Annotated in this window: 20 protein-coding genes; 9 read left to right on the forward strand and 11 right to left on the reverse strand. The window is 59.8% G+C overall.

Annotated features, from left to right (window positions below; all coding sequences use genetic code 11):
• Positions 1–43: 43 nt before the first annotated feature.
• Both AC2TEL_RS14110 and AC2TEL_RS14115 read right to left on the reverse strand, forming a co-directional pair.
• Positions 44–373 (reverse strand): hypothetical protein, encoded by a 330-nt coding sequence (locus AC2TEL_RS14110; protein WP_480844021.1) that lies wholly within the window; start codon positions 371–373, stop codon positions 44–46.
• 93 nt (positions 374–466) lie between these two features.
• Positions 467–1,033, reverse strand: a complete 567-nt coding sequence (locus AC2TEL_RS14115; RefSeq protein WP_480844022.1) for a TlpA disulfide reductase family protein — start codon at positions 1,031–1,033, stop codon at positions 467–469.
• Positions 1,034–1,055: 22 nt separating this feature from the next.
• On the opposite strand from AC2TEL_RS14115, the gene argH reads away from it, so the two are divergent.
• From argH to AC2TEL_RS14140, 5 genes are all read left to right on the forward strand, one after another.
• Positions 1,056–2,444, forward strand: a complete 1,389-nt coding sequence (gene argH, locus AC2TEL_RS14120; RefSeq protein ID WP_480904671.1) for an argininosuccinate lyase — start codon at positions 1,056–1,058, stop codon at positions 2,442–2,444.
• Positions 2,441–2,626 (forward strand): hypothetical protein, encoded by a 186-nt coding sequence (locus AC2TEL_RS14125; protein WP_480844024.1) that lies wholly within the window; start codon positions 2,441–2,443, stop codon positions 2,624–2,626. The genes argH and AC2TEL_RS14125 overlap by 4 nt, the downstream gene beginning before the upstream one ends.
• 78 nt (positions 2,627–2,704) lie before the next feature.
• Positions 2,705–2,854, forward strand: a complete 150-nt coding sequence (locus AC2TEL_RS14130) for a hypothetical protein (RefSeq protein WP_480844025.1) — start codon at positions 2,705–2,707, stop codon at positions 2,852–2,854.
• Between the two features lie 72 nt (positions 2,855–2,926).
• Complete coding sequence (lysA, locus tag AC2TEL_RS14135; protein WP_480904674.1) at positions 2,927–4,192, forward strand: diaminopimelate decarboxylase; 1,266 nt, start codon at positions 2,927–2,929, stop codon at positions 4,190–4,192.
• 36 nt (positions 4,193–4,228) lie between these two features.
• Positions 4,229–6,769: a TIGR02302 family protein gene (locus AC2TEL_RS14140; protein WP_480904677.1), complete on the forward strand. Its 2,541-nt coding sequence runs from the start codon at positions 4,229–4,231 to the stop codon at positions 6,767–6,769.
• Positions 6,770–6,774: 5 nt separating this feature from the next.
• Here the strand turns inward: AC2TEL_RS14140 and AC2TEL_RS14145 are convergent, their stop codons facing one another.
• Positions 6,775–7,536: a zinc-ribbon domain-containing protein gene (locus AC2TEL_RS14145; RefSeq protein WP_480904680.1), complete on the reverse strand. Its 762-nt coding sequence runs from the start codon at positions 7,534–7,536 to the stop codon at positions 6,775–6,777.
• 184 nt (positions 7,537–7,720) lie between these two features.
• Between AC2TEL_RS14145 and AC2TEL_RS14150 the strand changes: the two genes are divergently transcribed.
• The 4 genes from AC2TEL_RS14150 to AC2TEL_RS14165 are packed head-to-tail and all read left to right on the forward strand — an operon-like array spanning position 7,721 to position 10,626.
• Positions 7,721–8,398, forward strand: coding sequence for a cell division ATP-binding protein FtsE (locus tag AC2TEL_RS14150; protein WP_480844029.1), 678 nt, complete (start codon positions 7,721–7,723; stop codon positions 8,396–8,398).
• Positions 8,395–9,294: a cell division protein FtsX gene (locus AC2TEL_RS14155; RefSeq protein WP_480904683.1), complete on the forward strand. Its 900-nt coding sequence runs from the start codon at positions 8,395–8,397 to the stop codon at positions 9,292–9,294. Before AC2TEL_RS14150 ends, AC2TEL_RS14155 begins: the two co-directional genes overlap by 4 nt.
• Positions 9,294–10,034, forward strand: coding sequence for a lysophospholipid acyltransferase family protein (locus AC2TEL_RS14160; RefSeq protein WP_480844031.1), 741 nt, complete (start codon positions 9,294–9,296; stop codon positions 10,032–10,034). The genes AC2TEL_RS14155 and AC2TEL_RS14160 overlap by 1 nt, the downstream gene beginning before the upstream one ends.
• Positions 10,021–10,626, forward strand: a complete 606-nt coding sequence (locus tag AC2TEL_RS14165) for a pyridoxamine 5'-phosphate oxidase family protein (protein ID WP_480904686.1) — start codon at positions 10,021–10,023, stop codon at positions 10,624–10,626. The genes AC2TEL_RS14160 and AC2TEL_RS14165 overlap by 14 nt, the downstream gene beginning before the upstream one ends.
• Before the next feature lie 137 nt (positions 10,627–10,763).
• Here AC2TEL_RS14165 and lpdA read toward each other — a convergent pair whose 3' ends face one another.
• The 8 genes from lpdA to AC2TEL_RS14205 form a co-directional block, all read right to left on the reverse strand.
• Positions 10,764–12,152, reverse strand: coding sequence for a dihydrolipoyl dehydrogenase (lpdA, locus tag AC2TEL_RS14170; RefSeq protein ID WP_480904689.1), 1,389 nt, complete (start codon positions 12,150–12,152; stop codon positions 10,764–10,766).
• A gap of 74 nt (positions 12,153–12,226) precedes the next feature.
• The gene (locus AC2TEL_RS14175; RefSeq protein ID WP_480844034.1) at positions 12,227–12,496 is read right to left on the reverse strand and encodes a hypothetical protein; all 270 of its coding nucleotides are present in this window, start codon (positions 12,494–12,496) and stop codon (positions 12,227–12,229) included.
• 2 nt (positions 12,497–12,498) lie between these two features.
• Positions 12,499–14,010 (reverse strand): 2-oxoglutarate dehydrogenase complex dihydrolipoyllysine-residue succinyltransferase, encoded by a 1,512-nt coding sequence (gene odhB, locus AC2TEL_RS14180; RefSeq protein WP_480904692.1) that lies wholly within the window; start codon positions 14,008–14,010, stop codon positions 12,499–12,501.
• 3 nt (positions 14,011–14,013) lie between these two features.
• Complete coding sequence (locus tag AC2TEL_RS14185; RefSeq protein WP_480904694.1) at positions 14,014–16,971, reverse strand: 2-oxoglutarate dehydrogenase E1 component; 2,958 nt, start codon at positions 16,969–16,971, stop codon at positions 14,014–14,016.
• Entirely contained in the window at positions 16,968–17,507 is a 540-nt protein-coding gene (locus AC2TEL_RS14190; protein WP_480904696.1) for a DUF805 domain-containing protein, read from the reverse strand. Before AC2TEL_RS14190 ends, AC2TEL_RS14185 begins: the two co-directional genes overlap by 4 nt.
• 71 nt (positions 17,508–17,578) lie before the next feature.
• Positions 17,579–18,007 carry a DUF805 domain-containing protein gene (locus AC2TEL_RS14195; protein ID WP_480904699.1) on the reverse strand — a complete coding sequence of 143 codons (429 nt, stop codon included), beginning with the start codon at positions 18,005–18,007 and terminating at the stop codon, positions 17,579–17,581.
• 6 nt (positions 18,008–18,013) lie between these two features.
• Complete coding sequence (gene sucD, locus AC2TEL_RS14200; protein ID WP_480904702.1) at positions 18,014–18,895, reverse strand: succinate--CoA ligase subunit alpha; 882 nt, start codon at positions 18,893–18,895, stop codon at positions 18,014–18,016.
• A 13-nt stretch (positions 18,896–18,908) separates the two neighbouring features.
• Positions 18,909–19,736 carry a glycosyltransferase family 25 protein gene (locus AC2TEL_RS14205; RefSeq protein ID WP_480904705.1) on the reverse strand — a complete coding sequence of 276 codons (828 nt, stop codon included), beginning with the start codon at positions 19,734–19,736 and terminating at the stop codon, positions 18,909–18,911.
• Positions 19,737–19,751 lie beyond the last annotated feature (15 nt).

Consider the following 19,751-nt stretch of genomic DNA (forward strand, 5'->3'; position numbering starts at 1 on the left):
CAAACTGCAAAGGAGTTGAAATCCTGTCAAAGGTAGCGTGGCGTCAGCTGTTTTCCATTCTTTCCAGCACTTCGTGCTGCACGACGCGTTCGACAAACGGTACCAACCCTTCGGGCCCGGACGAGCGATCCTTGAGGTGGATACAGATATCCGGCCTGCGCGCGGCGATGATACCGACCATTTCCCCGCGCACTTTGTCGTCCAGGCCAGCCCCCATGATCGCACAGGCAATCCGAGGTTCGGCGTCCAATTGCCGTCGGACCTCATCCTGATCATGTGCGCCGAGCCATTGGATCGGCAGATGGTCCAACTGCCGTGCCACGTCACCTATCACATTAGGCAGTCGACCAATCAGCAAAACTACTGGTTTCATTGCCGTCATCCTTCCTTGAGCCCGCAAACGAAAACCGGCCCTTCGGGGCCGGTTCCAGTTTAGCACAAAATAACGCGGACGACGCGCAAGGCGTCAGCTATTCCCTTCAACCAAAGTGGAAATGATGGCTTTGGCACTGTCTGAATTCCATTCCGCATCGCCGATCAGACGCGCGATTTCGTTGCCGTCCGGGTCGATGATGACAGTAATCGGCAGGCCAATGACACCCATTTCCCGGGCGACAGCCTGTTTCGGATCCTGATGGCGCGGCAGGTTGCTTATTCCGTTTTCTTCGAAGAATTTCTTGATCCCGGCTGGGGAGTTGCGTCCGGTGGCCAGTGTCAGTACCTCGAATTTATCGCCGCCAAACTCTGCCTGCAATTCAGCGATTTGTGGCATTTCCTTGCGACAGGGGGCGCACCATGTGGCCCAGAAATTCAGCAACACGTATTTGCCCTTATAATCGGCCAGCGATCCCGTGCCGCCGTCGTCCTCAAGCTCGAACTCCACCACTTCGACTGGTTTGGGCTCTTTGTGAAGGATCAGCCGTTTCAGGCTGCCTTCGCGCAGCGGGCCCAGGGTTTCAGCATCCGTCGCCAAAGCCGCGTTTGCACCCAGCGCAAGGGCCATATAAAGGGGGATCAGACGAAATAGGCGCATATCAACTCCGGGTTTTTGCAACATGACCGATCAATCCTCGAACCAGATGTGGGGCGGCCGCTTTGCCGCCGGTCCAGACGCGATCATGGAGGCGATCAATGCCTCGATCGGGTTCGATCAGCGGATGGCAGCCCAGGACATCGCAGGCTCGCGCGCCCATGCCGCCATGTTGGCCGCCACAGGCGTTATTACTGATAGTGATGCGCAGGCCATTCGGGAAGGGCTGCTCACCGTTTTGTCAGAGATTCAGAACGGAGAACTTCAGTTCTCGACCGCGCTGGAGGACATTCACATGAATGTCGAAGCCCGGCTAAAGGAAGTGATAGGTGAGCCCGCAGGTCGTTTGCACACAGGCCGCAGCCGCAATGATCAGGTCGCAACCGATTTCAAACTTTGGGTCCGTGACCAACTGGACGCAGCAGAAACCGGATTGCTGGCCCTGATCCGCGCGCTTTTGGCGCAGGCCGAAGCAGGGGCGGATTGGGTCATGCCCGGTTTCACGCACCTGCAAACTGCCCAGCCGGTGACATGGGGCCATCACATGATGGCTTACGTCGAGATGTTTGGCCGCGACCTGAGTCGTGTCCGCGATGCCCGTGCGCGCATGAACGAATCCCCGCTGGGGGCTGCTGCGCTGGCTGGGACGTCCTTCCCCATTGACCGCGACATGACGGCGAAGGCGCTGGGCTTTGACCGCCCAGCCGCCAATTCGCTGGACGCGGTCAGCGACCGTGATTTCGCGCTGGAGTTCCTATCGACCGCCTCGATCTGCGCCGTGCACCTGTCGCGCTTTGCCGAGGAACTGGTGATCTGGTCCTCGGCACAGTTCCGCTTTGTCACCCTGTCCGACCGGTTCTCGACCGGCTCGTCGATCATGCCGCAGAAAAAGAACCCTGACGCGGCTGAACTGATCCGCGCCAAGGTGGGTCGGATTTACGGTGCCAACACAGCGCTGATGATGGTGATGAAGGGCCTGCCGCTGGCCTATTCCAAGGACATGCAGGAAGACAAGGAACAGGTCTTTGACGCCGCGGACAATTGGATGCTGGCGCTGGCGGCTATGGAGGGCATGGTCAAGGACATGACCGCCAACCGCGAAAGCCTTGCCGCCGCTGCCGGGTCGGGTTTCTCGACCGCGACCGATCTGGCCGACTGGCTGGTGCGTGTGCTGGGTCTGCCGTTTCGCGATGCGCATCACATCACCGGATCGCTGGTGGCCATGGCCGAGGGCAAGGGTTGCGACCTGCCCGACCTGACGCTGGATGACATGCAATCGGTCCATGCCGAAATCACTCAGGACATCTATACTGTGCTTGGCGTCGACAATTCAGTAAACTCACGCCAGTCCTATGGTGGCACGGCTCCGGATCAGGTCCGTGCCCAGATCAAACGATGGAAGGCGATGATATGACCGCGCTTGTCCGAGTGATCGTATTCTTGTCAGCCAGTTTGGTGCTTGCCGGTTGCGGCGCCGACGGTGAACCTGTCCAACCGACTTTCAACGCGGCGGTCGGCGTCGGCAGCAGCGGGTCTTATGTCGCGGGGGGCGTCGGCGTGAATCGCGGACCGGTCGGCCTGTTTGTCGGTTTCTGACCGCCAACCCGTTGAACACACAGAAACGGAACCCCATCTGGGATCGAGACCGAAACCTTCATAGAAAAGAAACAGACCATGAGAATAATCGGCCTGATCCTGTCGCTTGCCGTTCTTGCCGCATGCGACCCGTCGTACAAGCCGCAACCGGAACCTGCGGCCGCGCCGAAATCCTCGGGCGTTTCTGTCTCGGGATACGCGCGGGTCGGAGCGTCAACGACTTTCTGAGAGCTGGTAGACCCCGGAAGACCTGTCGGAATCATTTGATCCATATGCCTCTTTTGGTCTAAGCGCGCAGTCATGGATCACTTTCTCTACCGCGACGGCGCGCTTTTCGCCGAGGATGTCCCGATCTCCGAAATCGCAGCCGCGGTCGGAACACCGTTCTACATCTATTCCACGGCCACTTTGCTGCGGCACTTTCAGCTGTTCGATGATGCGCTTGAGGGGACTGATCATCTTGTCTGCTACGCGATGAAAGCGGCCAGCAATCAGGCCATCCTGAAGACACTGGCGCAGGCGGGCGCGGGTATGGATGTGGTTTCGGGTGGCGAATACCTGCGCGCGAAGGCGGCGGGTGTGCCGGGCGACAAGATCGTGTTCTCAGGCGTTGGCAAAACAGCCGATGAAATTCGAACCGCGTTGACCGGTGGCATTCGCCAGTTCAACGTCGAATCCGAACCCGAGATGGAAGTGATCAACGCTGTTGCCCTGGAGTTGGGCGTTGTTGCGCCGATCACCGTACGGGTGAACCCGGACGTGGACGCTAAAACCCACGCCAAGATTGCAACCGGAAAATCCGAGAACAAGTTCGGGATTCCGATCGCCCGTGCTTGCGGGGTTTACGCCCGCGCCGCCAGCCTGCCGGGGCTGGAGGTCATCGGGATCGACGTTCACATCGGCTCGCAACTGACCGAGCTGGAGCCGTTCGAGCTGGCCTATACCAAGGTCGCCGAGCTGACCGAACGGTTGCGGTCCGAGGGTCACAATATTCGCCGTCTCGATCTGGGTGGTGGGCTTGGTATTCCCTACACCCGTTCGAACGACGCACCGCCGTTGCCGGTGGAATATGGCGCGCTGATCAAGAAAACGCTGGGCCATCTTGAGTGTGAGATCGAAATTGAACCGGGCCGCTTGATCGCGGGCAATGCCGGATTGATGGTCAGCAAGGTCATCTACGTGAAGTCCGGCGAGGACCGCGATTTTCTGATCCTCGATGGCGCGATGAACGACCTGATCCGCCCCGCGATGTACGAGGCGCACCACGATATCGTCGCCGTGACGGAACCTGCGCCCGGTGTCGAACAGCAACCCTATGACATCGTTGGACCGGTCTGCGAAACCGGTGATACCTTTGCCAAGCAGCGCAATATGCCGCCTTTGCAATCGGGTGATCTGATCGCTTTCCGCAGTGCCGGAGCCTACGGAGCAGTGATGGCCAGCGAATACAATACGCGCCCCCTGATCCCCGAGGTGCTGGTAAACGGTGATCAATTCGCAGTAATTCGTGAACGCCCAAGCTTTGACGAAATCATAAAGCGCGATACCATACCTCCGTGGCTTTGACGCGATAACCGCGCGGGCCCGGTCAGGAGGCCCGCGTTGCGCAACTTATCGAACCTGCCAATTCCAAGATTGTCCCTGTGGCTGACGCATGCAGGGATGCTGGCCGAGCAAGTTCTTCGGGCATTCTGGCCCGTTTTTTCAATCCTGATGGCCATAATGGCCGCGCTTATGCTGGGTCTTCAGGACTTAGTTAACGTCGAAACCGTCTGGATTGCCGGTATTTTGGCGCTTTTGGGTTTGCTGGCGGCAGCCGTAATCGGGGTGCGGCGTCTGCATCTGCCGACGCGGGGCGAAGCCTTGGTTCGATTGGACGAAACCCTGCCAGGACGCCCCATTCAGGCGCTGATGGATGAACAGGCCATCGGTGCGATGGATGCTGATTCGGTCGCGCTGTGGCAGGCTCATCAGGCGCGTATGTCGCAAAGGGCGGCGCAAGCCGAACCCGTCAAGCCGGACCTTAGGCTTGCCGCTCGGGATCCCTATGCGCTGCGATACGCGGCGCTGCTGGCTCTGGTTGTGGCAACGCTGTTTGGATCGATTTGGCGGATTGGTTCAGTTGCAGAAATGACGCCCGGCACTGCGGTCGCAGGGCAAGGTCCGACATGGGAAGGCTGGGTCGAACCACCCCGTTACACGGGCCTGCCGACGCTTTACCTGGCCGATCAAGATGATCCGGTGCTGACGGTTCCCCAGGGAAGCCGGGTCACTTTAAGGTTTTATGGCGAGGTCGGGGCGCACAGTCTGACTGAATCCACTTCAGCGGCAGGCGCCGAGGCAGCGACCGGTCCGGAACAGGATTTTGTCGCTGAACGTTCTGGTCAGTTGACGATTGATGGTCCTGCTGGTCGGGGCTGGTCGGTTGCCATGGTCTCTGATGCGGCTCCACAGATTTCGGTCGCCGGCACAGCCGAGGCTGAGGCTGGCGGTCAGATGAAACTGCCATTTGCTGCCAGCGACGACTACGGCATTGTCTCTGGCACAGCGCTGATCGAGCTTGATCTGGCGGCGGTGGACCGCCGATATGGATTGAAAACCGAACCTGAACCCCGCGCGGAAATCTCGGTTCAACTGCCGATGCCCATTACCGGCGAACGCACAGATTTCACCGAAGACCTGATTGAAGACTTCTCGCAGCACCCATGGGCACATCTGCCGGTTCGGATCACTTTGATGGCGCAGGATGCGGCTGATCAACAGTCTGCCTCTGAACCTTACGCGACCGCGTTGCCCGCGCGACGGTTTTTTGACCCGCTGGCCGCGGCCGTGATCGAACAGCGGCGTGACCTGCTTTGGTCGCGGGAAAATGCGCTGCGCGTATCTCAGGTGCTGCGCGCCGTGTCGCATTTGCCTGAAGATCTGTTCAGATCAGAAACCGCTTACCTGCGGCTGCGGGTCTTGCTGCGCCGGCTGGAGGCGTTCGAGGATTATGGCCTCAAACCCGAACAGCAGGCGGAAATTGCGCAGGCCCTTTGGGATCTGGCGATTCTGATCGAAGAAGGCACTCTGGCCGATGCGCTGGAGCGGATGCGCCGCGCCCAGGAGCGTCTGACCGAAGCCATGAAAAACGGCGCAAGCGACGAAGAAATCGCGGAGTTGATGCAGGAGTTGCGCGAAGCCACGCAGGATTACATGCGACAGCTTCAGAGATTGGCGCAGGAAAACGAATCTGACGAACGCCAACGCGGCCAAAGTGGTGAAACCTTGCAGATGACGCAGGACGACCTGCAACGCATGATGGATCGCATTCAGGAACTGATGGAACAGGGCCGTATGGCCGAGGCGCAGCAGGCGCTGGAAGAGTTCCAGCAGATGATGGAAAACATGCGTGTCACGCAAGGTCAGGGGCAAGGCGGACAGTCCGAAGGCCAGCAGGCGATGGAGGGATTGGCCGAGACTCTGCGCGAACAACAGGGTCTTAGCGATCAGGCATTCCGGGATCTGCAGGAACAGTTCAACCCAGGCGCGCAGGCGGGTGAAAATCAGGGCAACGAGGGTCGCTCGGGTGGTCAGGGCCGCGGTCAGAGTCACGAAGGCCAGGGCGGTCAGGGTCAGGGCTCTGATCAGGCCGGTGACGGTCAGCAGGGTCAGGGATCACTGGCGGACCGGCAGCAGGCGCTGCGAGAGGAGTTGCGGCGTCAGGAACAGGGCTTGCCGGGTGGCGGGACACCCGAGGGTGAAGCCGCGCGTGAGGCGCTGGGCCGGGCCGGACGGGCCATGGACGAGGCTGAAGACGCTCTGCGCAGCGACGATCTGGCCGAAGCTATTGATCGCCAGTCCGAGGCTATGGAAGCCTTACGCGAAGGGATACGGTCGCTGGGTGAGGCGCTGGCGCAAAACCAGCAGAACCAGCCGGGGCAGGGCACTCAGGAAGGTGACATGCAAGCCCAGAATCGTGATCCGCTGGGGCGGACGCCGGGTTCGGCCGGGTCCATCTCGACCGACGACAACTTGTTGCAAGGCGAAGACGTATACCGCCGTGCGCGCGAACTGTTGGATGAAATTCGCCGCCGCACCGGCGAATCCGACCGGCCTCAGATCGAACTGGAATACCTGAAAAGGCTGCTTGAGCGGTTCTGAGCGCCTCAGTTCTGAGGCGCCCCGCTGCCGGTTTGAGCCTCAAGCCACAGGCGCGCCTGATCGACCAGTGAGACATAGGACTGCAGCACGGGATCGACCTGCGGTACAGCTTCACTGATCCGGCTTGCATTCCCATAAATCAGGATCAGCACAACACCGATGATCACGATCAGGGCAAAGCCACGCATGAACCCACCGGATCTCCGTTCAGGAGGAGGCTCCGTTTCGGCAGCCTTTGGAGTATCATCGCTGCGCAAACCGGAACTGATCGCCTCGACATCTGGAAGGGCGTCTTTTTGACCGGCATCAGTGGCGGTTTTGGTCGCGGTCGGTCTTTCCGGCTCAACCTTGGGTTCAACCGGCGGGTCGAGCGCCAGATCCGGCTGGCTTTCCAGACTCACGCCTTCCTTGGCACGCAGATCGGCTTCGCGCGCGGCTTCTTCCTTAAGAATATTCGCCACGGCGGGATCAACGTTACTTGTACTCGCGGCCGGCTCCGGGGCTTCTTCAACCTTGGGTTCTTCCGGTTTCGCGGTAGATTCAGCCATGGCTTCTGAAGCGTCCGCAACGGGTTCCTTTGGCTCCTCGGGCACAGGCTCAGCGGTTTCGTGAACCTCTGGCTCGGACGCCTCGGTTTGTGCTTCCGGGTGCTTGGGCTGAAACCACGTCTGCTCGCAGTTTGAACACTGCACGTCCCGCCCACCTTCGGGGATCACGTCATCCGGAACCTCGTACTGGGCACTGCAATTCGGACATGTAAGTCGCATACTGCCTCCTGGCCTGCCTGTCGGCCTGATACTAGTTTTTTCAGGAATTATATTCCGTTAAACCCTATCAGCAAAGCGTGTTTTCGGTTTCAGGGGGTTAAGTGTCACCAAATGGGACCGGTAGAGGCATTGAAACCACGGCCGCACTAAGGCAAGACAAGCCTCAGAACAAAAGGGGGCAGGCGTGATCGAGCTGGAAAATGTCAGCTACAGCTATGGCGGCGGAGAGCTGTTGAGCGATGTGTCTGTACGTCTGCAACCCGGATCCTTCCATTTTCTGACCGGTCCTTCCGGTGCGGGCAAGACCACGCTGCTCAAGCTTTGCTATGGTGCGTTGCTACCGACGTCAGGGCGTCTCAGCGTGTTCGAAGAAGACGTCGCGCGGCTTGACCGGGACCAGATGGCGCTGCTGCGCCGCCGTATCGGCGTGGTGCATCAGGATTGCCGGTTTCTGGATCACATGACGCTGGCCGAAAACGTGTCATTGCCGATGATGGTGTCTGGACGCGCGGCCGAGGCCGAGCAGAACAACCTGACCGAGCTTTTGAACTGGGTAGGGCTGGGCGCGCGGCTTGAGGCCCGCCCCCCCGAGCTGTCTGGCGGTGAACGCCAGCGTGCGGCGCTGGCACGCGCGGTCATTCTGTCGCCCGACGTAGTGTTGGCGGATGAACCCACGGGCAATGTCGACTGGGAGATGTCCCAGCGTCTGCTACGCCTTTTGATCGAGCTGAACCGAATGGGAAAAACCGTCCTGATCGCCACGCATGACCTGAGCCTGATCCGAGCTGCCAAAAGCCAGGTTCAGGCGCGTGTTCTTCGCATCTCGCAGCGCAGACTGCACCTTGCGGGGGCCGATCTATGAGCAAGGGAGACATCCGCGGCATGTTGCGCCGGGACAGGCGTGCGGACCGGGTCGTCCCACCAACTGGGTTCACCGCGCATCTGACCCTGTTCGTGTCGGGCGCCATGGCTTTCCTCGCGGTCTTTGCGCTGGCCCTGTCGCTTGCTTCGGGACGATTGGCCGATCGCTGGGCTTCAGAACTTGCGGGGGTTGCAACCCTGCGGATCAACGCCCCGGCCGAGCAGCAGGCCGCGCAGACCGCGGCGGCCCTGACCGTGCTGAGTCAGACGCCCGGTGTGGCATCGGCCCGCGCGCTGACGACCGAGGAACAGGCGGCTTTATTGACGCCGTGGTTTGGCCCTGACCTGCCGCTGGACACTTTGCCTGTCCCGCAGTTGATTGAAATCACCATTGGTGAGCCTGGCTTGGATGCGACTGGCCTGCGCCTGCGGTTGGGGGCCGAAGTCCCTGGCGCAGTGTTGGACGACCATTCCAGATGGCGTGAGCCCTTGGTTGATGCCGCGACCTCGCTTCGGCGGCTCGGGTGGGTGTCAATTCTTTTGATCGGTGGCGCCACAGCGGCAATGATCACGCTGGCGGCCAATGCCTCTCTTGCCGCCAATGCGCAGATCATCGAGGTATTGCGTCTGGTTGGTGCTCAGGACCGTTTCATCGCCGGTGCTTTTGTTCGCAGGTTCACATTCCGGGCATTGTTCGGGGCTGCCATCGGAACTTTGCTGGGCATGTCCGGCGTGCTGTTGCTGCCCGAAGCGTCGAACGAAGGCGGTTTTCTGACCGGCCTGGGCTTTCAGGGGTTTGGATGGTTGTTGCCCGCGCTGATCCCACTATTGGGCGCGACCGTTGCATTTCTGGCGACCTGGTCCGCAGCCCGTCGCAAGTTGAAGGAGCTTTCTTGATGGCCATGGCCCTGCAATGGATACGGTCCCTGATCTTCATGATCACGATCTATGCCTGGATGCTGATCCTTGGGCTGATCTTTGCTCCTTACGCGCTGTTTTCCAAGCGCGGCGCGCTGCGGGCCTGCAAGACCTACGCACGAACAACGCGGTGGCTGGCGCGCTGGATGGTGGACATCCATACCGAGGTTCGCGGAGCCATTCCAACGGGCGAAGTTGTGATCGGCGCCAAGCACCAATCCTTTCTGGACATCATCATCATTTTCGACGCCATCCCCCACGGCAAGTTCATCATGAAACGTGAACTCCTCTGGACCCCCGTTATCGGTATGTATGCACGCAGGTTGGGCTGCATCCCGGTTGATCGCGGCAAAAAGGGTGTTGCCGTTGCCAAGATGGTCAAGGATGTTGCACGCGAATTCTCGGAACCCGGTCAGCTGGTGATTTATCCGCAGGGCACACGCGTCGCACCGGGGGCCCACAAACCCTACAAGGTCGGAACCGCGGTCTTGTACGAAGGTCTGGGTTATCCCTGTATTCCGGCGGCCACGAACGCGGGCGTTTTCTGGCCTCGTACCGGTATTCTGCGCAAGCCTGGCCGGGCTATAGTCGAGTTCCTGAACCCAATTGAACCGGGCGTTGAGCGCAAGGATTTTCTGGGTCGTCTGGAGCAGGATATCGAGACACGATCGAATGAATTGATGCGGGAAGTAGGATTTGATCCGGATGGAGTACATTGAAGACATCGCAGCACTCGAAGCGCTTTATGGCACACCGGGTACTCCGGCCATCCGCAAGGTCGCGCACCGGCTGACACCGCTCTACCGCCAGTGGATCATGGCATCGCGCCTGTGCGTGCTGAGCACCGTCGGGCCGGAGGGCGTCGATGGCAGTCCGCGCGGCGATGATGGTCCGGTGGTAGTCGAACTTGATCCCGGAACGCTGGCGATGCCGGATTGGCGGGGCAACAACCGGCTGGACAGTTTGCGAAACATCGTCCGCGACCCACGCGTGTCACTGATGTTTCTGGTGCCGGGGTCCAATACTGTGGTGCGCCTGAACGGATCCGCCCGATTGACCGCGGACGTGGCGCTCCGCTCTCAATTCGAAAAACAGGGCAAACGCCCGGCGACGGTCATCATCGTCGAAATCGGCGAAATCTACACACAATGCGCCCGAGCGCTCATGCGCGCACGTACGTGGGTCAGCGGAGACGAAAGTGCCGAGCTGCCCAGCGCCGGGTCCATTCTGGCCGAAATGACGAAAGGCGAAGAAGGCGGGGATCGTTATGACACGGAATGGGGCGCGCGGGCGGCCAAAACCTTGTGGTAACAGCCCTGTGACTCCTCCGCGCCGCTCGTGAAGAACCTCGGCCGAAGAAATCTATAAGTACCCGATCTTCATCTGGCCGAAAATATCCCGGAGCGCGAGGCAGAGCCTCGCTTCCTCCGGTTCGGTCTTGCGGCAGTTTACGAATGAATCGGCCCGTCGCCACACGCCAACGCGGCCTCGCGGACCGCCTCGGAATAGGTCGGGTGGGCATGGCAGGTAAGGGCCAGATCTTCTGCCGAAGCACCGAATTCCATCGCTACGCAAACCTCGTGAATCAGATCACCGGCCGCCGGGCCGATGATATGCGCACCTAGGATTCGGTCGCTTTCCTTGTCGGCGAGAATTTTCACGAAACCGTCTGCGACAAAGTTTGCCTTGGCACGGCCATTGCCCATGAACATGAATTTACCGACCTTGTAGGCACGACCCTCAGCCTTGAGCGTCTCCTCGGTCTCGCCCACATTGGCCACTTCGGGCCAGGTATAGATCACACCTGGAATGACGCCGTAATTCACGTGGCCATGCTTGCCCGCAACCTGCTCGGCAGCAGCCATTCCTTCATCTTCGGCCTTGTGGGCCAGCATCGGGCCTTCGGTGACGTCGCCGATGGCATAGATGCCCGGGATATTGGTCTGCCAGTCAGAGCCCACCTTGATCTGCCCCTGCGGCGTCATTTCGACGCCCAGTGCCTCCAATCCCAGACCATCGGAATAGGGCCTGCGACCGGTGGCAACCAGTACCGTGTCGGCGTCGATCACATGCTCGCTGTCATCTTTGCGCAGCTTATACGTCACCTTGGCCTTGGTCTTGGTGGCTTCGGTCTTTTGCACCGCCGCGCCCATGACGAACTTCAAGCCCTGCTTTTTGAGGATGCGCTGGAAGGTCTTCTGAACCTCGGGGTCCATTCCGGGCGTGATGACATCCAGGAATTCGATCACAGTCACGTCGGCGCCCAGACGCTGATAGACCGAGCCCAGCTCCAATCCGATCACACCTGCACCGATGACCACCATCTTTTTCGGGATCTTGCCCAGCGACAACGCACCGGTCGAAGTCACAACGACCTTTTCGTCAACCACAACACCTGGCAGCGATGCGGGCTCGGACCCGGATGCGATAATGATGTTCTTGGCCTCGTGCACTTCATCGCCGACCTGCACCTTACCTGCGGCGGGAATCGAGCCCCAGCCCTTTAGCCAGTCGATCTTGTTCTTTTTGAACAGAAACTCGATGCCCTTGGTGTTGCCCTCGATCGTTTCTTCCTTGTAGGCCTGCATCTGCTTCCAATCGACCGAGGGGCTTTTGCCCTTCAGGCCCATCTTGGCAAAGTTGTGCTCGGCCTCATGCAGTTGATGGCTGGCATGCAGCAACGCCTTCGAAGGGATACACCCTACGTTCAAACAGGTGCCGCCCAGCGTGTCGCGCCCTTCGACCACGGCAGTTTTCAGGCCCAGTTGCGCGCAGCGGATGGCGCAGACATAGCCGCCTGGACCGGCGCCGATTACGATGACGTCATAATTTGCCATTTTGTTCTCCTAAAACCCGAGGAGTTTATTGTTAAACAGGCAACCTAAAAGATTTAGATGGCCAGGAATTCTGTCTAAACCGGCTCCAGCACCTTGATCTGAATATGGGCAACGCCACCGCGTTCGTGGTGCATGGCCAGTTCCTCAGATTCGATGAAGCTCTCGGCCCGGTCTAGATCCGTGATCTCGAACAGCGCCACTGCATGATCTTTTTGATCCGGGTCCTTCCAGATGTGGAGATCGCGTATACCCGCGGCCTCCCGCATCTTCTTGTCTTCTTTGAACACTTTCAGCCAGACATCGAAATCGGCCACATCGGCCTGCCAGAGTACATGAGTCGCCATGATCACAGATCCATCAGCAGACGGCGCGGGTCTTCCAACGCCTCTTTAACGCGAACAAGGAAGGTCACAGCACCTTTGCCATCAACAATCCGGTGGTCATAGGAAAGCGCCAGATACATCATCGGGCGGATCTTGATCTCACCATTGATGACCATCGGACGGTCCTGGATCTTGTGCATACCCAGAATACCCGATTGCGGGGGATTCAGGATGGGCGAGGACATCAATGAGCCATAGACGCCACCGTTCGAGATGGTGAAGGTGCCGCCCTGCATCTCGGCCATGCTCAGTTTGCCGTCGCGGGCGCGCTTGCCTTTCTCGGCGATGGCCTTTTCGATCGCGGCAAAAGACATGCTGTCAGCATCACGGATAACCGGAACCACAAGACCTTGCGGCGTACCGGCGGCAACGCCCATATGCACGAAGTTCTTGTAGACGATGTCGTTGCCATCGATCTCGGCATTCACCTCGGGTACTTCTTTCAGCGCGTGGCAGCAGGCCTTGGTGAAGAAGGACATGAAACCTAAACGCACGCCATGCTTCTTCTCGAACTGCTCCTTGTACTGATTACGCAGTGCCATCACCTCGGTCATGTCCACCTCGTTATAGGTGGTCAGGATGGCGGCGGTGTTCTGCGCGTCCTTCAGGCGCTTGGCGATAGTCTGGCGCAGGCGGGTCATGCGGACCCGTTCTTCGCGGGCCTCATCTTCGGCGGCGACAGGCGCGCGCGGGGCCTGGGCAGCGGGGGCGGGCACAGCCGCCGCAGGCGCTGGGGCCGATGCCGTTGCAACCGCGCGAGCCACGTCTTCCTTCATGATCCGGCCATCGCGCCCTGTTCCGGTAACCTGATCGGCGGTCAGACCGGCCTCGGCCATGGCTTTTTCTGCGGATGGCGCATTTGATACGTCCTTGCCGGTGCCTGCTGCCACCGCAGGAGCTGCCGCCGCGGCAGTGGCCGGAGCAGCAGCACCCGCTGCCGAGCCCGAGATCACCGCGAGCTTGGCGCTGGCATTCACGGTTGCACCCTCCGGGGCCGTGATTTCGGCCAGAACACCGGCAGCAGGTGCGGGAACTTCGACGGAAACCTTGTCGGTTTCCAGCTCGCACAGCATCTCATCCTGGGCAACGCTGTCGCCCACCTGTTTGAACCAGGTCGAAACAGTAGCTTCCGTGACGGATTCGCCCAGCGTTGGCACCATCACGTCAACGCTGTCCCTCGCCGCAGCCGGGGCCGCAGCCGGCTCTGCCGCCGGTGCAGGGGCCGGGGCAGCGCCCTCGCCTGCTGCAATGGTGGCCAGCAATGCGTCGACGCCTACGGTTTGCCCTTCGGCGGCGACAATCTCGCCCATCACACCCGCGGCAGGTGAAGGTACTTCGACCGTGACCTTGTCGGTCTCAAGCTCACAGAGCATCTCGTCCACGGCTACAGCGTCGCCGGGTTTCTTGAACCATGTCGCAACCGTGGCTTCGGTGACCGACTCGCCAAGCGTGGGAACTCGAACTTCAATCGTCATCGCTTACTTTCCTTCGATGCTCAGCGCTTCGTTCACGAGCGCCTCTTGTTGGGCTTTATGTTGGCTGGCCAGGCCCGTTGCGGGCGAAGCCGAGGTTGCGCGACCGGCATAGACCGGACGCTTGTGTTTCGCGCCGATCCGGGTGAGAACCCACTCGATATTGGGTTCAATAAAGGACCACGCTCCCTGGTTCTTGGGTTCTTCCTGACACCAGACCACTTCGGCTTGCTTGAAGCGCTCAAGCTCGTTGATCAGTGAATGGGCCGGGAAGGGGTAATACTGCTCGATCCGCATCAAATAGACATCGTCGATGCCTCGTGCGTCGCGTTCCTCCAGCAGGTCGAAATAGACCTTGCCGGAACACATCACCACGCGCTTGATCTTGTCGTCCTTGACCAGCTTGGTGTCCGAGTTGCCTTTTTGTGCGTCGTCCCACAGCACCCGGTGGAAGCTGGAGCCGGTTGTGAAATCTTCGGCATTGCTGACTGCCAGCTTGTGGCGCAGAAGCGACTTTGGCGTTACCAGAATCAAGGGCTTGCGGAACGTGCGGTGCAACTGACGGCGCAGGATGTGGAAATAGTTCGCGGGCGTCGTACAATTGGCGACAATCCAGTTGTCCTGACCGCACATCTGCAGGAACCGTTCCAGTCGCGCCGAGGAGTGCTCGGGCCCCTGGCCTTCGAACCCGTGCGGCAGCAGGCAGACCAGACCGGACATGCGCAGCCATTTGCTTTCGCCCGAGCTGATGAACTGGTCGAACATGATCTGCGCGCCATTGGCGAAATCGCCGAACTGTGCCTCCCATAGAACCAGCGCATTGGGTTCTGCCAGCGAGTAACCGTATTCAAAGCCCAGCACCGCATATTCCGACAGCATCGAGTCAATCACTTCATAGTTCGACTGTCCGGCGCGGATGTTGTTCAGCGGATAGTACCGCTCTTCCGTTTCCTGATGGACAAAGCCGGAGTGGCGCTGGCTGAACGTACCGCGCGTTGCGTCCTGACCGGACAATCGCACCGGATAACCTTCGGTCAGCAAGGACCCGAAGGCCAGCGCCTCGCCGGTGGCCCAGTCGAACCCGGTGCCCGAGTCGAACATCTGCTTCTTGTGATCCAGCAGGCGGGCGACGGTTTTGTGCATCGCAATGTCTTGCGGAGCGTGTGTCAGGGCATTGCCGATCTCGGCCAGTGTCTCGGGCGAGATCGCGGTTTCGCCGCGGACGTATTCCTCTTTGTTCTTGTCCAGATGAGACCAGCGCCCGTCCAGCCAGTCGGCTTTGTTGGGTTTGTAGTCCTTTCCGGCATCGAACTCGGTGTTCAGATGCGCCTGGAAGGCCGCTTTCATGTCCTCGATCTCGCCCTCGGGGATCAGCCCGTCCTTGACCAGCCGCTCGGTATAGAGGCTGAGCGTGGTCTTATGGGTTTTGATCTTTTTGTACATGATCGGGTTGGTGAACATGGGCTCGTCGCCCTCGTTATGACCGAAACGGCGATAGCAGAAGATATCGATGACCACATCCTTGTGGAACTTCTGACGGAATTCGGTCGCCACCTTGGCCGCGTGGACCACCGCCTCGGGGTCATCGCCGTTAACGTGGAAGATCGGTGCTTCGACCATCAGCGCAATGTCAGTCGGATAGGGTGACGAGCGACTAAAGTGCGGTGCGGTCGTGAACCCGATCTGGTTGTTCACCACGATATGCATCGTGCCGCCGGTCTTGTGCCCCTTCAGGCCCGACAGGCCGAACCCTTCGGCCACGACGCCCTGACCGGCAAAGGCCGCGTCACCGTGCAGCAGGATACCCATCACCTTGGTGCGATCGGTGTCGTTCAACTGATCCTGCTTGGCGCGGACCTTGCCCAGCACAACCGGGTTCACCGCCTCGAGATGCGAGGGGTTCGCGGTCAGCGAAAGGTGCACGCTGTTGCCGTCGAACTCACGGTCGCTGGAGGCCCCGAGATGATACTTCACGTCGCCTGAGCCATCCACGTCCTCGGGTTTGAAGCTGCCACCTTGGAATTCGTTGAATATGGCGCGGTAGGGTTTGCCCATGACGTTGGCCAGAATGTTCAGTCGACCCCGGTGCGGCATGCCGATGACGATGTCGCTGACACCCAGCGCGCCGCCGCGCTTGATGATCTGCTCCATCGCCGGGATCAGGCTTTCACCGCCGTCCAGACCGAACCGCTTGGTGCCCATGTATTTCACATGCAGGAACTTCTCGAAGCCCTCGGCCTCGACCATCTTGTTCAGAATGGCCTTTCGGCCCTCCTTGGTGAACTGGATTTCCTTGCCGTAGCCTTCAATCCGTTCCTTCAGCCAAGCGGCCTGTTCCGGGTCCGATATATGCATGTATTGCAGCGCGAAGGTGCCGCAATAGGTTCGCTTTACGATCTCGACGATCTGCCGCATCGAGGCCATCTGCAGCCCCAGCACGTTATCGATGAAGATCGGACGATCCATGTCGGCATCGGTGAACCCATAGGTCTTGGGGTCCAGTTCCGGGTGCGTGCTGGCAGCGCGCATGCCAAGCGGGTCCAGATCGGCGGCCAGATGGCCCCGGATCCGGTAGGCCCGGATCAGCATCAGTGCCCGCAGGCTGTCCAGAACCGCGCGTTTGATCTGGTCGTCGCTGACCTCGACACCTTTGGCCTCGGCCTTCTCCTTGATCTTCTTGCCTGCCGCCTTGGCGTCGATCTCGGCCCATTCCCCGGTCAGCGCGCCGGTCAGATCGTCGGCGGGCATCGGCGGCCAGTCGGTGCGGGCCCAGGATGGCCCTTCGGCCTCTTTCTGCACGTCCGGCGTGGCGTCGCCCATCGCCTGGAAGAACTCGGCCCAGGCGGCATCTACTGCACCCGGATTCTTGGTGTACTGGGCATAAAGCTGCTCCAGATATTCGGCATTGTGTCCTTGCATGAAGCTTGAAGCATGAAAGGCGGAGTTGGGCGTGTGTTCGGTCATTGGGCTACCTCTGTTGGGTTGGGACCGTATTGATTGGTGCCTGGTTGGCTGGGGCGTGCGAGCCACCATAGAACCAGGAGGGGCGACACAAACAAAACCAGCAGTGTCGGAATTACGATAAGCAAAGTGGCGCGTGTCAGCAAAATATCCATTGTTCCACCGTGAAATTGGCTGGCGATACCGATGCCAAAGACGAGAACTGCAAATGCTCCGACGATCAGCAGGATCGGCAGCAGGGCGTATAGCCCACTGCGCCCGGTATCGTGCATCCGCCGGAAGGCCACGGCCAGATGAGGGATGAAAACGATCAGTGCCACGATGCTCTGAACCGGTTGCGAGGACGTAGCCGCAACAGATTTGACCTCATCCGTTTGCGCGACCGAGACCTGAGTGAAGAACCGCCAGTCGATGATCCCGGCGATAAAGCTCCAGATCACGATGAACAGGAAAAAGAACCAGTATTCAGGCCGCGAGGCGCGACCCGAGAAGGTGAAGAACTTGGAGAAACAGGTGCGGATGGCGACGGAGAAGGTCATGAAGTTAGCCATTCTTCCGAAGTTTTAATCGAATAGTGTGTATCCGTCTTTGTTGAGTACATTTGGAATGCCTACTCGCCAGTCGAGTCCGGGTGATTTTCGGTAGCTGCTGATGGGCGCATCAGCAGCAACACGCTGACTATCATCGCCAAACCAGTAAACGGCGCTAGCGAGTGTGAAATTACCAATGCGTTTCCGTCTCGAGATACGGCCGCGTACGCAGCAAACAATACTGATGCAAAATAGAACCCGAGAATTACCTTCGAAACAACCTGAAACGAACTAGTGTCATTGATGCGGCGAAAGCTCACTGAGATCAGTGGGACAATTGATACTAGAAGAAACAGTTGAGCGGCTGTTTCAAACTCTAGAACAGCTTCGAAAGCGATTGAGACGATAACTACGAAAACTAGGAAGCCCCAGAACTCAGTTCTCGAAGAACGTCCGGTGAAATCGAAGCTACGTTTGTATCCGAGCGTTATCGTCTCAATCAAACCCATCTCTGCTTACCCAATCGCTTCCAGCACAGCCTCACCCAGCTGCGCCGGGCTTTCGGCCACAACGATACCGGCCGAGCGCATGGCTTCGATCTTGTCCTCGGCACCGCCTTTGCCACCGGCGACAATCGCGCCCGCGTGGCCCATGCGGCGGCCCGGAGGGGCTGTGCGGCCTGCGATGAAACCGGCGGTCGGCTTTTGACGACCCTTCTTGGCCTCATCCGCCAGGAACTGCGCGGCTTCTTCCTCGGCTGAACCACCGATCTCACCGATCATGATGATCGACTCGGTCTCGTCATCCGCCAGGAACCATTCCAGCACGTCGATATGCTCGGTGCCCTTGATCGGGTCGCCGCCGATGCCCACACAGGTGGACTGACCCAGACCCACATCGGTGGTCTGCTTGACGGCCTCATAGGTCAGGGTGCCGGAACGGGACACAACACCGACCGAGCCACGCTTGTGGATGTGGCCGGGCATGATGCCGATCTTGCAGGCGTCAGGCGTAATCACACCGGGGCAGTTCGGGCCGATCAGGCGTGATTTGCTGCCTTCCAGCGCGCGCTTCACTTTCATCATGTCCAGCACCGGGATGCCTTCGGTGATGCAGACAATCACTTCCATCTCGGCATCGATCGCTTCGAGGATCGAGTCGGCCGCAAAGGGGGGCGGAACATAAATCACCGAGGCGTTGGCTTCGGTGACGGCCTTGGCTTCGTGGACCGAGTTGAACACGGGCAGGTCAAGATGGGTCATCCCGCCTTTGCCGGGGGTCACGCCGCCGACCATCTTGGTGCCATAGGCGATGGCCTGTTCGCTGTGGAATGTGCCTTGCGAGCCGGTAAAGCCCTGACAGATGACCTTGGTGTTTTCGTCGATGAGGACTGCCATTTTGTCCCTTTCTCTAGGCGGTGTTGGATTGATGGGGTTCAGCCGCTGGCAGAACCTGCGGCGCATAGGTGATTTTTTCGAGCGTGGCGCGTCCCAGCGCCAGATTGGTGATCGTGCGGAGGCCGCTGCTGATTTCAGCGATGCCCCGACGGACTTTTTGCCGGATCAGAGGCCAACCGGTCGGGCGATGGCGCGGTGCGCCCATCTGCACTTCACCGGGGGCCTCGTTGCCCTGTTCGACCATCGCGGGGATCACCTGATAGATGTTGACCTGCCGCGCCGCCGCCGAGGCGGACGGGTTGAACAGCAAACCGTCAAGTGTGATGTCATAGGGCTTTTGCGCCAGGAAATGCTCCGCCGCCTCGCGGGTCAATGCATAGGCCGCGCCGCCCGGATTGCGCGAGCGCATCAGGCGCAGCTCTCGCCCCAGATGGGACAACCGTTCGCGCCCAAGCGCCACGTAGAGCTTGCTGCTGCGCCAGCGTTCGAACCGCACGATATCCGCATCCGCTGGCCACCAGGAGGGATCGTTCAGCCAGTCCGCCAGTTCAGACGTCAGGAATACGTCATCCTCAAGGATCAACGCCTGTTCAGCCCCCGAGGCAATGACGGCCTCCCACGCTTTGGCATGGCTGAGCGTACAGGCCATGTCCTTGGTGTGGAAATAACCCCACGGCCCCTCGGCCTTGCACTCGCGCAGGAAATCCTCACGGGTGGCGGCATCGCAGTCGACAGCGTTGACGCGCGTCGCCGACAGGCCCGCCTTTTGCAGCTCCTGCTCCATCAAACGCGCCCGCCCGGTGGCGCGTTCTAGGCCTATGAGGAAGATGGGGATGGTCATAGGGTTACATTTCCA

Source organism: Ruegeria sp. HKCCD9138, assembly GCF_057220975.1.

Excerpts from the sequence above, each read along its gene's own strand:
- AC2TEL_RS14110 (WP_480844021.1), bottom strand. The coding sequence starts at position 373 with ATGAAACCAGTAGTTTTGCTGATTGGTCGACTGCCTAATGTGATAGGT.
- AC2TEL_RS14115 (WP_480844022.1), bottom strand. The coding sequence starts at position 1,033 with ATGCGCCTATTTCGTCTGATCCCCCTTTATATGGCCCTTGCGCTGGGT.
- argH (WP_480904671.1), top strand. The coding sequence starts at position 1,056 with ATGACCGATCAATCCTCGAACCAGATGTGGGGCGGCCGCTTTGCCGCC.
- AC2TEL_RS14125 (WP_480844024.1), top strand. The coding sequence starts at position 2,441 with ATGACCGCGCTTGTCCGAGTGATCGTATTCTTGTCAGCCAGTTTGGTG.
- AC2TEL_RS14130 (WP_480844025.1), top strand. The coding sequence starts at position 2,705 with ATGAGAATAATCGGCCTGATCCTGTCGCTTGCCGTTCTTGCCGCATGC.
- lysA (WP_480904674.1), top strand. The coding sequence starts at position 2,927 with ATGGATCACTTTCTCTACCGCGACGGCGCGCTTTTCGCCGAGGATGTC.
- AC2TEL_RS14145 (WP_480904680.1), bottom strand. The coding sequence starts at position 7,536 with ATGCGACTTACATGTCCGAATTGCAGTGCCCAGTACGAGGTTCCGGAT.
- AC2TEL_RS14155 (WP_480904683.1), top strand. The coding sequence starts at position 8,395 with ATGAGCAAGGGAGACATCCGCGGCATGTTGCGCCGGGACAGGCGTGCG.
- AC2TEL_RS14160 (WP_480844031.1), top strand. The coding sequence starts at position 9,294 with ATGGCCATGGCCCTGCAATGGATACGGTCCCTGATCTTCATGATCACG.
- AC2TEL_RS14165 (WP_480904686.1), top strand. The coding sequence starts at position 10,021 with ATGGAGTACATTGAAGACATCGCAGCACTCGAAGCGCTTTATGGCACA.
- lpdA (WP_480904689.1), bottom strand. The coding sequence starts at position 12,152 with ATGGCAAATTATGACGTCATCGTAATCGGCGCCGGTCCAGGCGGCTAT.
- AC2TEL_RS14175 (WP_480844034.1), bottom strand. The coding sequence starts at position 12,496 with ATGGCGACTCATGTACTCTGGCAGGCCGATGTGGCCGATTTCGATGTC.
- odhB (WP_480904692.1), bottom strand. The coding sequence starts at position 14,010 with ATGACGATTGAAGTTCGAGTTCCCACGCTTGGCGAGTCGGTCACCGAA.
- AC2TEL_RS14185 (WP_480904694.1), bottom strand. The coding sequence starts at position 16,971 with ATGACCGAACACACGCCCAACTCCGCCTTTCATGCTTCAAGCTTCATG.
- AC2TEL_RS14190 (WP_480904696.1), bottom strand. The coding sequence starts at position 17,507 with ATGACCTTCTCCGTCGCCATCCGCACCTGTTTCTCCAAGTTCTTCACC.
- AC2TEL_RS14195 (WP_480904699.1), bottom strand. The coding sequence starts at position 18,007 with ATGGGTTTGATTGAGACGATAACGCTCGGATACAAACGTAGCTTCGAT.
- sucD (WP_480904702.1), bottom strand. The coding sequence starts at position 18,895 with ATGGCAGTCCTCATCGACGAAAACACCAAGGTCATCTGTCAGGGCTTT.
- AC2TEL_RS14205 (WP_480904705.1), bottom strand. The coding sequence starts at position 19,736 with ATGACCATCCCCATCTTCCTCATAGGCCTAGAACGCGCCACCGGGCGG.